Raw genomic sequence first — 12,451 nt, forward strand, 5'->3', positions numbered from 1 at the left:
GGGGCCGCCCTTTGTCATCTTGCTGAGATCTTACTCAGGAATGTACTGAGTTACGCCCAGATTGTCGTCTTGTTTGTGCTTGGCCAGAATGTCTGACGGACGCAGGTTGCGACGCAGATCCATCTCATCTTCACCACGGATAAAGTTACCGCGCAGAGAGTTAGGGAATACATCCACAATCTCCACATCCACAAAGCTGCCGATATGCTTTGGATCCGCCTCGAAGTTCACCACCCGGTTGGTTTCAGTACGGCCGCGCAGTTCCATTGGATTACGTACCGACGGACCTTCTACCAGAATACGCTGAACTGTGCCCAGCATATGGCGGCTGAAGCGCATCGCCTGCTGAGTGATACGGTCCTGCAGAATCGCCAGGCGCTGCTTCTTCTCTTCCAGATCGACATCATCAGGCAGATCGGCTGCCGGAGTTCCCGGACGGGCACTGTAGATAAAGCTGAAGCTGTGGTCGAAGTTAACATCTTCAATCAGCTTCATGGTATCCATAAAGTCCTCCTGGGTTTCGCCCGGGAAGCCAATAATGAAGTCAGAGCTGATCTGAATATCAGGACGAGCCTGACGCAGACGGCGGATAATGGACTTATACTCAATGGCCATATGGTTACGCTTCATCAGGGTCAGAATGCGGTCTGAACCAGACTGTACCGGCAGATGCAGGAAGCTCACCAGCTCAGGGGTATCGGCGTATACGTCAATAATATCCTGAGTGAATTCAATCGGGTGGCTGGTGGTGAAGCGGATACGGTCGATACCGTCGATGGCCGCAACATAACGCAGCAGCTCGGCAAAGCTACAGATCTCACCGTCGTGAGTGGCTCCACGGTAAGCATTTACGTTTTGACCCAGCAGGTTCACTTCACGTACGCCTTGTTCAGCCAGCTGAGCGATCTCCAGGATCACATCATCCAGAGGACGGCTGACCTCTTCACCACGGGTATATGGCACTACGCAGAAAGAGCAGTACTTGCTGCAGCCTTCCATAATAGAAACGAACGCGGTCGGGCCTTCAGCGCGAGGCTCAGGCAGACGATCGAACTTCTCTACTTCGGGGAAAGAAACGTCGATAACCGCTTTTTCGCCACGGCGAACCTGTTCAATCATTTCCGGCAGACGGTGCAGAGTCTGGGGGCCAAAGATGATATCAACACACTGGGCACGCTCTTTAATCGCTTTGCCTTCCTGTGATGCTACACATCCACCCACGCCGATGATCAGCTCAGGGTTTTTGTCTTTCAAGGTTTTCCAGCGGCCCAGCTGATGGAATACCTTTTCCTGAGCCTTTTCGCGAATCGAGCAGGTGTTCAGCAGCAGGATATCTGCGTCTTCTGCTTCTTCAGTCAGGGTATAGCCCTGAGCTTCGCCCAGCAGGTCGGCCATCTTGGATGAGTCATACTCATTCATCTGACAGCCCCAGGTTTTGATATGGAGTTTTTTACTCATCAGTGTGCTTCGCTCTTCGAACCAGGGTAAAAAATAGCGCGGTATTTTACCCATTCTGCCAGATACTGACCAGCATTTGTCCGAATTAATTTAGCCACTGACCTTACTGTCAAACCCCACAACCAGTGAGGGTTTGGCCGGATCACCTCACTGTAGAGGTTTGAGCCAAACCGCCCGACACTGGTACGTTCACCTCAAAGGCTTTGATCAGTGACAGGTTTTGCTGTTTGACTCTGTGGTAAGTATCGTTAGACAGGACATCAAGTTCCTGGATCAGCCATTCCTTGGTATCACGGGATAAGGCATAATCCACACTGTTTTCGTACAGCACTTCGATGCGCTCAATATTATCCAAAGAATAATGAGCTGGCTGCAAATTGGCACTGGCCGGTGCAGCTACAAAGAGGGCAAGTACAGCAGAGGCGAATAGTGTCTTCATAATATCCTCACTTATTACAGGTGCGATTGGCTCAACGACGCGTTGAACTCATTTCAACGGCAAAAAGGTCAAGCCATGTATTGAGTGTAGGCAAGGAATTCCGGGTAGGCCCTGCGGGTTGTAAGTAAATATGTGTAATTCCCCTCCCGGAAATATTCAGACATAGTTCATTTGCTCACGGAGAAAGTGGGCATGAATAGAACAGGTAATACACTTGGACAGATCAGAGATGCAGGATGTAGTCATTATTGGTGGTGGCATGGTAGGTGCGGCAACCGCCATTGGATTGGGACAGTTGGGATACAGGGTTACCCTGATTGAAGCCTTTGAGCCCAAGCCATTTGCTCCCGAGCAGCCGCTGGACTTGCGAGTCTCTGCTATCAGTGTTGCCTCTGAAAAGCTGCTTGACCGCCTTGGCGCACTGAATGCCATTCATGGGATGCGCAGCGTACCTTATATGGGGCTGGAAACCTGGGAGATGGAAGGCTTTATTACCCGCTTTCACGCTGACCAGATAAAGGCTTCACACCTGGGACATATCGTCGAGAACCGGGTCATTCAGTTGGCGCTGTGGCAGCAGTTGGAAACGGTCGAGTCTATTACCCTTAAGTGTCCTGCCAAAGTCAGCCGTTTCGAGCGTCGTGAAGACAGCATCAATGTCATACTGGACGATGAGTCTGAGGTTGAGTGTCGTTTGCTGGTGGGGGCGGATGGTGCCAATTCCCAGGTCAGGGACTGGGCAGGCATTGGTGTGACCGGTTGGGAGTATGGTCAGCACGCCATGCTGATTAATATTGCTACTGGTTGTGAGCAGCAGGATGTCACCTGGCAACAATTTACCCCAAGTGGCCCTCGTTCACTGCTGCCTCTGCCGGGCAAGTTTGCCTCTTTGGTCTGGTACGACTCGCCGGGAAGGATAAGACAGCTGAATCAACTCAGCCTGCCTGCACTGGAAGCCGAGATTAAAGCCCATTTCCCGGAACGTTTGGATAGAGACTTTACTGTGCTTGGTCGCGGCAGTTTCCCGCTGACCAGACGCCATGCTCAACAATATGTGGACGATAACCTGGTCATTCTCGGTGATGCCGCTCACACCATTAATCCGCTGGCAGGGCAGGGGGTGAACCTGGGCTTTAAAGATGTAGATGCACTGGTTGAACTGCTTGATAAAGCCAAAGGAGAAAGCGAGTGGTGGCGCCAGGCCAGCTTGCGCCGTTATCAGGACGCCAGATATAAGGATAACCTGCTGATGATGAGCACAATGGATGCCTTCTATGCAGGTTTCAGCAATGATCTGCTGCCTCTTAAGCTGTTGCGTAACGCCGCGCTGAAGCTGGCTGATAACGCCGGTCTAATAAAAGATCAGGTGCTTAAATACGCTCTGGGATTGAACCAGGCTTAAGGTTGAAGCCATGGGCGCATACATTCCGCTGAACGGGACTTTGAGGTCCCGTTTTTTGTTGCTCGATACGCTGCTTTCCAGAGGATTTAATGCTTATGCTGTCTGAAATTTGTTGCCTGCCGAGATTGAGTGTTAAAATGCCGCGTTTTTGAAAATTCGATGTGGAAAATACCGTCTTCAGGACGGTCACAAATAATAAGCATGAGTGAAATTAAACTGATTGTCGGCCTGGCCAATCCGGGCGCCGAATATGCCCAGACACGTCATAATGCCGGTGCCTGGTATGTGGAAGAGCTGGCGCGTATTTGCAACACCAGCCTGACGCCTGACAGCAAATATTTCGGCCTGACAGCCAGAGTCACTTTGCACGGCAAGGATGTACGCCTGCTGATCCCAACCACTTATATGAACTTAAGTGGTAAAGCGGTATCTGCGCTGGCCAACTTCTTCCGCATCGCGCCGGAAGAGATTTTGGTTGCCCATGATGAGCTGGATATGCTGCCTGGTATCGCCAAGTTCAAAAAAGGCGGCGGTCACGGTGGTCATAACGGCCTGAAAGATATCATCGCCAAAATGGGTAACAACAAAGAATTTTACCGTTTGCGCATCGGCATAGGTCATCCGGGTGACAAGAATAAAGTCGCGGGTTATGTGCTGAACAAGGCGCCGCAGGCGGATCAGGAGAAGATTCTGGCAGCTGTGGATGAAGCGGTTCGTTCCACCGAAGTGCTGTTTAAAGACGGCATGGTGAAGGCACAAACCAGACTGCACAGCTTCAAAGCTGAGTAACTTTTTCTGCTTAAATATCGAGGGGCCCGCATCTGCGGACCTGAGCATTTTGGGTTTGGCATTCAGTTGGCCAAGCCGTCATTAATATAGAAAGGTAAAACTATGGGTTTTAAATGCGGCATCGTTGGTTTGCCAAACGTAGGTAAGTCAACTCTGTTCAATGCGCTGACCAAGGCTGGTATCGAAGCGGCAAACTTCCCCTTCTGTACCATCGAGCCGAACACCGGCGTGGTACCTGTACCGGATTCCCGTCTGGATGCTCTGGCTGAAATCGTAAAGCCTGAGCGTGTTCTGCCAACTACCATGGAATTCGTGGACATCGCTGGTCTGGTTGCCGGTGCTTCCAAAGGTGAAGGTTTGGGTAACAAGTTCCTGGCCAACATCCGAGAAACCGATGCTATCGGTCACGTGGTTCGTTGCTTTGACAATGACAACATTGTTCACGTTGCCAACCGTGTCGATCCTGCTGGTGATATCGAAGTGATCAACACTGAACTGGCTCTGGCGGACCTGGATAGCGTCGAGCGTGCCATTACCCGCCAGCAGAAGCGTGCCAAGGGTGGCGATAAAGATGCCAAGTTCGAAGTGGAAGTATTGGAAAAAATGCGTCCGGTTCTGGACGAAGGCCAAATGCTGCGTTCTATGGAACTGTCCAAAGAAGAGCTGGAAGCAGTTGGTTATCTGAACCTGCTGACCCTGAAGCCAACCATGTATATCGCCAACGTATCTGAAGACGGTTTCGAAGATAACCCTCATCTGGATGCGGTACGCGCCATTGCGGCCAACGAAAACGCCGTGGTTGTTGCTGTATGTGCAGCCATCGAGTCTGAATTGGCTGAGATGGATGTTGAAGAGCGTGATGAGTTTATGGCTGATCTGGGTCTGGAAGAGCCAGGCCTGGACCGTGTAATCCGTGCCGGTTATGAACTGCTGAACCTGCAAACTTACTTTACTGCTGGTGTAAAAGAAGTTCGTGCCTGGACCATCCCTGTTGGCGCCAGTGCTCCTAAGGCTGCCGGTGTGATTCACACTGACTTTGAACGCGGCTTTATTCGCGCTCAGGTAATGTCTTACGATGACTTCATTCAGTACAAAGGTGAAGCGGCCTGTAAAGAGGCCGGTAAACTGCGTGTTGAAGGCAAGACCTACATCGTTAAAGACGGCGATGTAATGCACTTCCTGTTTAACGTTTAATCGCTGTGGTATGGAGGGCTGGCAGTCGCAGCGCAAGGCGAGCCGACATAGCTCTTCCGATGCCGGATTAAATGTGCGATTTAAGCTGATTGCGAATCAAAAGGAGCCTGAGGGCTCCTTTTTTGTTGGCTGACTTTTGGTCCGGTAATTATCCGAAGCAACTGACCACTATTATATAGGTGGTGAATTGACCGGCTTATGTCAGTCAGTGGCAGATGACACAGATAAAGGCCTGCGGGATCTCTGTGCTGCCAGAAAGATCCCATGGGATCGGCGACGCTTTAATCAGGCGCTTTGATTGTCTGGTCAGCAGCTGTTCACCGAGAGTTAATGGAATCTGGTTTTTTCTGCTGAAAATGAAAAAATTCCACGTAAACAGCGGCTTTTTTGCCTTGTTATGCTCCTGAAATGCTCATATTGATGAGTTAATAGCCGAACGATACAATAACCGGGTTTCGGCGGAAAAAACCGGTTGACCTGTTTGGGTGGAATAAGCATAATACGCCCCGTTCCCCGCTGAGGGGGATGCAGGAAACAAAGTGGCAATGTAGCTCAGCTGGTTAGAGCACCGCACTCATAATGCGGGGGTCGCAGGTTCAAGTCCCGCCATTGCTACCATCCTTCGGGATGGGATACTAAAAGTCGCTGCGGGAGTGGTGAAATTGGTAGACACGCCAGATTTAGGTTCTGGTGCCGCAAGGTGTGAGAGTTCAAGTCTCTCCTCCCGTACCATTTTAGCGATTTGAAGTAATTAGAAGTACAGGTGGGGTATCGCCAAGCGGTAAGGCACCGGGTTTTGATCCCGGCATTCCCAGGTTCGAATCCTGGTACCCCAGCCATCTTCCTTATTTACCGTGTTTCCAATCTTGATTGGGGTATCGCCAAGCGGTAAGGCACCGGGTTTTGATCCCGGCATTCCCAGGTTCGAATCCTGGTACCCCAGCCATTGGCAATGTAGCTCAGCTGGTTAGAGCACCGCACTCATAATGCGGGGGTCGCAGGTTCAAGTCCCGCCATTGCTACCATATTTTAGTGAGTTGAAGTCTTCTTCGTCTTACGCCCAGTTTTGGGGTATCGCCAAGCGGTAAGGCACCGGGTTTTGATCCCGGCATTCCCAGGTTCGAATCCTGGTACCCCAGCCATTATTTAGTATGGTGAAATTAGCTGACAGGTTTTGATCCCGTCATCTATGCCCAGGTTAGAAGCCTGGTACCCAAGCCATACATTAAGACCCGTCACGCGACGGGTCTTTCTGTTTCAAAGCGTGATTTGATAACACAAGCTATATAGCTGTTATTGAAATACTCAAGCTTTGGCAATGTAGCTCAGCTGGTTAGAGCACCGCACTCATAATGCGGGGGTCGCAGGTTCAAGTCCCGCCATTGCTACCATATTTCAGTGAGTTGAAGTTTTCTTCCTCTTGCGCCCAGTTTTGGGGTATCGCCAAGCGGTAAGGCACCGGGTTTTGATCCCGGCATTCCCAGGTTCGAATCCTGGTACCCCAGCCATTATTTAGTATGGTGAATTAGCTGACAGGTTTTGATCCCGTCATCTATGCCCAGGTTAGAATTCTGGTGCCTCAGCTATTACATCTAAGCCTGTCCATGTTGACAGGCTTTTTTGTACCCGTTGTATTTGCCCTGGCTTAGCTCCGTCCAGGTTGCCCAACCAATATCTCTAAGTCTTACTATCTGGCAGTTTTTGCCTCTGCAGATCTTCCAGTCAGGTTTTCTTCCTGGCCATTTGAGCTGATTTGACCCTATCTCACCTGGGTTAGCACAAAGACAATTGCTTGAGGCCAACAGTCTTGTCACCTTGATTTAGATGAACACCAGATTAAAACGCGTACAACTAAACGCTCAGCGTTATCTGCAGCACTGCGCATGCTTTAGCAGGTGTTATACTTGCGCACTCGGTTGCCTGTCTGGCCCTCAATCTACAATTATTTTTTAATTGCATACTTATAAAAGGTTTACCCATGAAGCGGATCATCTCCATCCAATCCCACGTGGTATATGGCTGCGCCGGAAACAGCAGCGCGGTCTTTCCTATGCGTCGCAGTGGCATGGATGTGCTGCCCATCAACACAGTGCAGTTTTCCAACCACACCCAGTACGCTGAAGGCTGGAAAGGTATGGTGATGCCAGCAGGCCAGATTACTGAACTGGTGCAGGGGCTGGAGAACATTAAGGTGCTGGGCACAGTTGATGCGTTGCTCAGTGGTTATCTGGGCAGTGCCGAGCAGGGCGAAGAGATAGTCGCAGCCGTGGAAAAGCTGAAAGCAGCGAACCCTAATGCAATCTATTTCTGTGACCCTGTGATGGGACACCCTGAAAAGGGCTGTATTGTGGCCCCCGGCGTTTCAGAATTCCTCAGTACCAAGGCCTTGGCTGCAGCAGATGTGATAGCGCCAAACCTGCTTGAGTTGGAAACCCTGACTGATCGCGTTATCCATAACCTGGATGAAGCTATTGAGGCCTGTGAAAGCCTGATCGCCAAAGGTATCAAGATGGTCGTGGTCAAGCACCTCTCCCGTGCTGCAACCTCTACTGAGAAATTTGAAATCCTGCTGGTGACCGCCAAGGGTGCCTGGCTGGCGAATCGTCCTTTGTATGAATTCGCCGCGAACAAGCAGCCTGTAGGCGTGGGTGATCTGATCAGTGGTCTGATGCTGGCTAACCTGATGGCTGGCTTCGAGCCTGTGATTGCATTTGAGCGCACCAATGCGTCTGTTGATGCAGTGTTGGCGGAAACCTTCAAGCAAAACGCCTATGAACTGCAGCTGATTTTGGCTCAGGATGCCATTGCCAACCCCGTGATTGCCGAGCACGCCAAACAGGTTAAGTAAGCCCGACTATTAAAGTCATTGAATATCCGCCCCTGCGTCAGTCATGATGTGGGGGCTTTTTTATGGATCACTGACACGGAAGGGGTATGGAACTGGTATTGTTAAGCTCGATGGATTCGAAGCATGCCTCAACAGCGGTGGCAGCGCTGAGAGCCCGACTGCATTCAGACTCTTCTGAGATGACTGCAGCTTACATCGCCTCGCAGCCGGATCCTAACCGGGAATACTATCGGCCGGTGAAAGACTGGTATGCCAGCCTGGGTATTGAGATGAATCTCTACCTTGAGCTCGAGCAGGGCTATGATGCCAAGCTGGTAGACAGACTGCTTGCTTGCGACATCATTCATTTGAGCGGTGGCGATACTTTTCGTTTTCTCTACTGGCTTAAGCAAAGAGAGCTGTTGCTCAGGTTGAAGGAGTTTGCGCTGTCTGGCGGTGGTTTGGTGGGCTTGAGTGCCGGCGCCATGATACTCGCCCCTTCTATTGCCAGTGCAGCTGTGTGTGGTGATCGCAATGACATAGGCTTGCAGGATCCCGCAGGAGCAGGGCTGATGGAGTTCAATCTGGTGCCCCACTTACCGCTTGATGATAACCATGGCTGGCTACGACAAGCTGATCAGTTCAGGCCAGTGGTTTTGCTGCATGATCAAGATGTATTGGCCCTGCAGGGACAAGAGTGGGTTAGTTTTGGATCGCCGGTGTGGAAGGTATAACTATCATCTGTTGATTTTGCAGAAACACAAAACTATGAGAGGTTTGGAGGCACTTATCTATTTTTCGTCAGTTTTTCTAACTGATTGACAAGGAGTCATACGTTGAAGCTGCCCATTGCCATTTTATTCACACTGCTGCTGTCCAGCCCTGGCTTTGCCAAACCTGTGCCTTTGGTCATTGATTCCAGCGCTAAGCCCAAATCCTTCGAGCGATATATAAATGCCGTTCACAAAGAGATTCCTGTTAACGGAAAGTCTGTGGGCCAGATCCGCTACGCAATTTTCGAAGGCATGTTGAAAACCAAGGGTTTTTCCTGGGTTTATGAAGGTGAAGGAGACGGATATATCCTGGCTCGATTCGACTATCGGGGTGATACAAACGTGATGCGGATTGAATATGATGAGGACTATGTGCAGCTCAAATACCATGCGGCACTTGGTGATTATGTCTGCAAAAACCTGATCGAGGATATTTGCTATAAGAACGGGCGGGGGTATTACAACTACATCAAAAACCTGCGTAAGAGTATTCACCAGCAACTGAAATACTAAGGAAGGAACAGTATGACAAAGTTATTGAGTGGCCTGGTCGTTTTGAGTGCGTTGGTTTGTGGGGGGGCGTCCGGATACGAGTTGCAAAGATATGAAAACCCTGTGCCCATGGGAGGATATGTAAAGGATGTCCCTGAACTGCTGAAAAAGACGACACAAAGAGCTAAATGGAAACTTTTGGGCAGCCAGAATGGAGAATACCTGGCGAGCTTGCTTTATAAAAAGTACTTACTGGAAGCGGAATTTGTCGTTGTCGATGATGCTATCACAGTGAAGTTAAAATCCGTGGAGTGTGAAGGCTGTAAAGTAAAGCAGAGCACTGTAGATAAATTGATGATTCGTTTGAGAAGAACACTGGCGTATGAGGTAACGGTTGAAGCAAGAGATTCATTTCGAAACTTTTGATACTCAGTAGCTCTTTTATTTATCCAAACTAAAAAGCCGGCGCAGAGTCACTCCACGCCGGCTTTGTTGTATCAGCTCAAAGCGATATTACTTGTGCAGTGGTGCACGGAAGCTAACGCCTGTGTCCCAGGGCTGCTCAATCCAGGTGTCCTGTGGAATGTCGACGATATAGTCGTCAACCAGAGAGGCACCGGCAGGCTTGGCGCACACGGTCACAAATCTGGCTTTTGGATACAGTTCGCGGATCAGCTTGGCGGTAGAGCCGGTATCAACCAGGTCGTCTACTACGATAAAGCCTTCGCCATCACCGGGAGCCTGTTTCAGGATATTCGCTTCGCCTTTTTGATCGTGATCGTAAGAAGCGATACAGATGGTATCAACATGGCGCAGGCCCAGTTCACGGGCCAGAATCGCAGCAGGTACCAGACCACCGCGGCTTACCGCAATGATGCCTTTCCACTGAGTAGCTGGCAGCAGGCGCTCGGCCAACTCACGGGTGTACATCTGCATGTTGTCCCAGGTGATTAGAAATTTCTTGCTCATGTCGCAACCTTGTCTTGGAGGGCTGGAGCCCTGTGGGTAGGGAGTATGCTAATACCAGATATTAGGTTGCGGCGTATTTTGTCCGGAAACAGGAGCGGATACAAACTCAGTTTTGCGCTGTAACTCACAGTTTTGTTAAGCAAATCTGCAAGCTTTTATCGCCAAACCCCAGAAACAAAAAACGCGCTCACAGTGAGCGCGTTTTACGATACGGGTTAAGCCGTATTAGTGTCTGAACATGGCAGAGATAGACTCTTCGTTGCTTACGCGACGAATAGCTTCAGCCAGAATAGCAGACATGGTCAACTGAGTTACTTTACCCACTTTCTGCATCTCTGGAGACAGAGGCACAGTGTCGGTGATGATCACTTCATCGATAACTGAGTTGGCAATGTTGTCAGCAGCATTGCCGGAGAACACTGGGTGAGTGGCGTAAGCAAATACGCGACGGGCACCGTGCTCTTTCAGGGCTTCAGCAGCTTTACACAGGGTACCGCCGGTATCGATCATGTCATCAACTATGATGCAGTCGCGATCTTTTACGTCACCGATAATGTGCATTACCTGAGCAACGTTTGCCTGTGGGCGACGCTTGTCGATGATAGCCAGGTCGGAATCATCCAGCAGCTTGGCTACGGCACGTGCGCGAACCACGCCACCGATGTCCGGAGAAACCACTACAGGGTTGTCCAGCTCTTTAGCCACCATATCTTCCAGCAGCACTGGGCTACCGAAAACGTTGTCTACCGGTACGTCGAAGAAGCCCTGGATCTGCTCAGCGTGCAGGTCACAGGTCAGTACGCGGTCAACACCTACGCTGGACAGGAAATCCGCTACTACTTTAGCGGTGATAGGTACCCGGGCGCTGCGAACGCGGCGGTCTTGGCGGGCATAACCAAAATATGGAATAACGGCGGTGATACGGCCGGCAGAAGCACGGCGCAGCGCATCTACCATTACGATCAGTTCCATCAGGTTATCATTGGTCGGTGCACAGGTAGACTGGATGATGAACACATCAGCACCACGCACGTTTTCGTTGATTTGGACACTGATTTCACCATCGCTGAATCGACCTACCTCGGCGTCGCCAAGTTTGCAAAATAGACGGTCAGCAATCTTCTTAGCAAGACTGGGGGTGGCATTCCCAGCAAAGAGCTTGATGTCGGGCACTGTAAGAACCTCAGGCGTTTGCTTTATTTCTGGTGGCTGGCGGTAACAAAGCGCAATTGTCACCGTCCAGATAGTTTGGTCAGAGCTGGCGCAGGCGCTGCTCCAACGGCGATATATTCATCCCTTTGGCAACAAAAGCATCAAATTCAGCAGGCATTTCAGCCAGCGCATCCAGTGCGTTTTGTTGCGTGTCGAATGAGCCAAACACACAGGCACCTGTGCCGGTCATTCTGGACGGCGCATATTCTATCAGCCACGCCAACGCATTGGCAACTTGGGGGTAACGCTCTGCGACCAGTTTCTCACAGTCATTTTGCCAGGGATTGGACATTAGCGAGTTTAATGTGAGCTTGGGCGTATTTCTTGGTAAATCAGGATCTTGGAATACAGCTTTGGTGCATACATGGACTTTGGGGTGAATCACCAGGTACCAGGGTTCAGCCGGTGTTACCGTCTCCAGTTTCTCACCCACGCCTTCTGCCAATGCGGCTAAACCATTAATAAAAACAGGAACATCAGCGCCCAACTTTAAGCCAATAGCAGCAAGTTGCTGTTTTGTGAGGCCGGTTTGCCAAAGTGCGTTCAGTGCTACCAATACAGTCGCTGCATCAGAGCTACCGCCACCCAGGCCGCCGCCCATGGGCAGTATTTTAGTCAGCCATATCTCTGCGCCACCGCTATAACCGCTTGCTTCTTTGAGTGATTTTGCGGCTTTAAGAATTAAGTTATCGCTGTCTGGGACAAGTTCAGCCATATCTGAGTGCAGAATCAGCTCAGGTTTGTCCGTCACCTTAAAGTCCATGGTGTCGCCATGATCCACAAACTGAAACAGGGTTTGTAGTTCATGGTAACCGTCTTCACGGCGACCATTAACGTGCAGGAACAGATTCAACTTGGCCGGAGCAGGCCAGTTACGTGAAATAGTGTCGGTCATC

At 50.5% G+C, this 12,451-nt stretch carries 12 protein-coding genes and 8 tRNA genes; 15 read left to right on the forward strand and 5 right to left on the reverse strand.

Features of this window, described 5'->3' with window-relative positions; genetic code table 11:
- Window positions 1-30 precede the first annotated feature (30 nt).
- Complete coding sequence (gene miaB, locus ACFOE0_RS19485) at window positions 31-1,458, reverse strand: tRNA (N6-isopentenyl adenosine(37)-C2)-methylthiotransferase MiaB (RefSeq protein ID WP_248934256.1); 1,428 nt, start codon at window positions 1,456-1,458, stop codon at window positions 31-33.
- A gap of 142 nt (window positions 1,459-1,600) precedes the next feature.
- On the reverse strand, window positions 1,601-1,897 hold the full coding sequence (locus ACFOE0_RS19490) for a hypothetical protein (protein ID WP_115138025.1): 297 nt from the start codon (window positions 1,895-1,897) through the stop codon (window positions 1,601-1,603).
- A 229-nt stretch (window positions 1,898-2,126) separates the two neighbouring features.
- On the opposite strand from ACFOE0_RS19490, the gene ACFOE0_RS19495 reads away from it, so the two are divergent.
- From ACFOE0_RS19495 to ACFOE0_RS19565, 15 genes are all read left to right on the forward strand, one after another.
- Window positions 2,127-3,299, forward strand: coding sequence for an FAD-dependent oxidoreductase (locus ACFOE0_RS19495; RefSeq protein ID WP_248934755.1), 1,173 nt, complete (start codon window positions 2,127-2,129; stop codon window positions 3,297-3,299).
- 201 nt (window positions 3,300-3,500) lie between these two features.
- The gene (pth, locus tag ACFOE0_RS19500; RefSeq protein ID WP_115138024.1) at window positions 3,501-4,088 is read left to right on the forward strand and encodes an aminoacyl-tRNA hydrolase; all 588 of its coding nucleotides are present in this window, start codon (window positions 3,501-3,503) and stop codon (window positions 4,086-4,088) included.
- Between the two features lie 102 nt (window positions 4,089-4,190).
- Window positions 4,191-5,282, forward strand: a complete 1,092-nt coding sequence (gene ychF, locus ACFOE0_RS19505) for a redox-regulated ATPase YchF (protein WP_115138023.1) — start codon at window positions 4,191-4,193, stop codon at window positions 5,280-5,282.
- Between the two features lie 541 nt (window positions 5,283-5,823).
- A tRNA-Met gene (locus ACFOE0_RS19510) sits at window positions 5,824-5,900 on the forward strand.
- A gap of 29 nt (window positions 5,901-5,929) precedes the next feature.
- Window positions 5,930-6,014, forward strand: a tRNA-Leu gene (locus ACFOE0_RS19515).
- A 32-nt stretch (window positions 6,015-6,046) separates the two neighbouring features.
- Window positions 6,047-6,121: transfer RNA gene (locus tag ACFOE0_RS19520), tRNA-Gln, on the forward strand.
- A gap of 32 nt (window positions 6,122-6,153) precedes the next feature.
- Window positions 6,154-6,228 (forward strand) — tRNA-Gln (locus ACFOE0_RS19525).
- 2 nt (window positions 6,229-6,230) lie between these two features.
- Window positions 6,231-6,307 (forward strand) — tRNA-Met (locus ACFOE0_RS19530).
- A 42-nt stretch (window positions 6,308-6,349) separates the two neighbouring features.
- Window positions 6,350-6,424: transfer RNA gene (locus ACFOE0_RS19535), tRNA-Gln, on the forward strand.
- A 172-nt stretch (window positions 6,425-6,596) separates the two neighbouring features.
- A tRNA-Met gene (locus ACFOE0_RS19540) sits at window positions 6,597-6,673 on the forward strand.
- A gap of 42 nt (window positions 6,674-6,715) precedes the next feature.
- A tRNA-Gln gene (locus tag ACFOE0_RS19545) sits at window positions 6,716-6,790 on the forward strand.
- Between the two features lie 470 nt (window positions 6,791-7,260).
- Complete coding sequence (gene pdxY, locus ACFOE0_RS19550) at window positions 7,261-8,130, forward strand: pyridoxal kinase PdxY (protein ID WP_248934257.1); 870 nt, start codon at window positions 7,261-7,263, stop codon at window positions 8,128-8,130.
- Window positions 8,131-8,216: 86 nt separating this feature from the next.
- Complete coding sequence (locus ACFOE0_RS19555) at window positions 8,217-8,843, forward strand: Type 1 glutamine amidotransferase-like domain-containing protein (RefSeq protein ID WP_248934258.1); 627 nt, start codon at window positions 8,217-8,219, stop codon at window positions 8,841-8,843.
- Window positions 8,844-8,945: 102 nt separating this feature from the next.
- Window positions 8,946-9,395, forward strand: coding sequence for a hypothetical protein (locus ACFOE0_RS19560; RefSeq protein ID WP_248934259.1), 450 nt, complete (start codon window positions 8,946-8,948; stop codon window positions 9,393-9,395).
- A 12-nt stretch (window positions 9,396-9,407) separates the two neighbouring features.
- On the forward strand, window positions 9,408-9,800 hold the full coding sequence (locus ACFOE0_RS19565; RefSeq protein ID WP_248934260.1) for a hypothetical protein: 393 nt from the start codon (window positions 9,408-9,410) through the stop codon (window positions 9,798-9,800).
- 87 nt (window positions 9,801-9,887) lie between these two features.
- On the opposite strand, the gene gpt is transcribed toward ACFOE0_RS19565, so the two are convergent.
- The 3 genes from gpt to ispE all read right to left on the reverse strand — a co-directional run bounded on the left by gpt (window position 9,888) and on the right by ispE (window position 12,450).
- The gene (gene gpt / locus ACFOE0_RS19570; protein WP_248934261.1) at window positions 9,888-10,343 is read right to left on the reverse strand and encodes a xanthine phosphoribosyltransferase; all 456 of its coding nucleotides are present in this window, start codon (window positions 10,341-10,343) and stop codon (window positions 9,888-9,890) included.
- A gap of 225 nt (window positions 10,344-10,568) precedes the next feature.
- Entirely contained in the window at window positions 10,569-11,516 is a 948-nt protein-coding gene (locus ACFOE0_RS19575) for a ribose-phosphate diphosphokinase (RefSeq protein WP_115138018.1), read from the reverse strand.
- Window positions 11,517-11,595: 79 nt separating this feature from the next.
- Window positions 11,596-12,450 (reverse strand): 4-(cytidine 5'-diphospho)-2-C-methyl-D-erythritol kinase, encoded by an 855-nt coding sequence (gene ispE, locus ACFOE0_RS19580; RefSeq protein WP_248934262.1) that lies wholly within the window; start codon window positions 12,448-12,450, stop codon window positions 11,596-11,598.
- Between the last annotated feature and the right edge of the window lies 1 nt (window position 12,451).

It is taken from the genome of Shewanella submarina, assembly GCF_042646185.1.
GTDB lineage: Bacteria > Pseudomonadota > Gammaproteobacteria > Enterobacterales > Shewanellaceae > Shewanella > Shewanella corallii.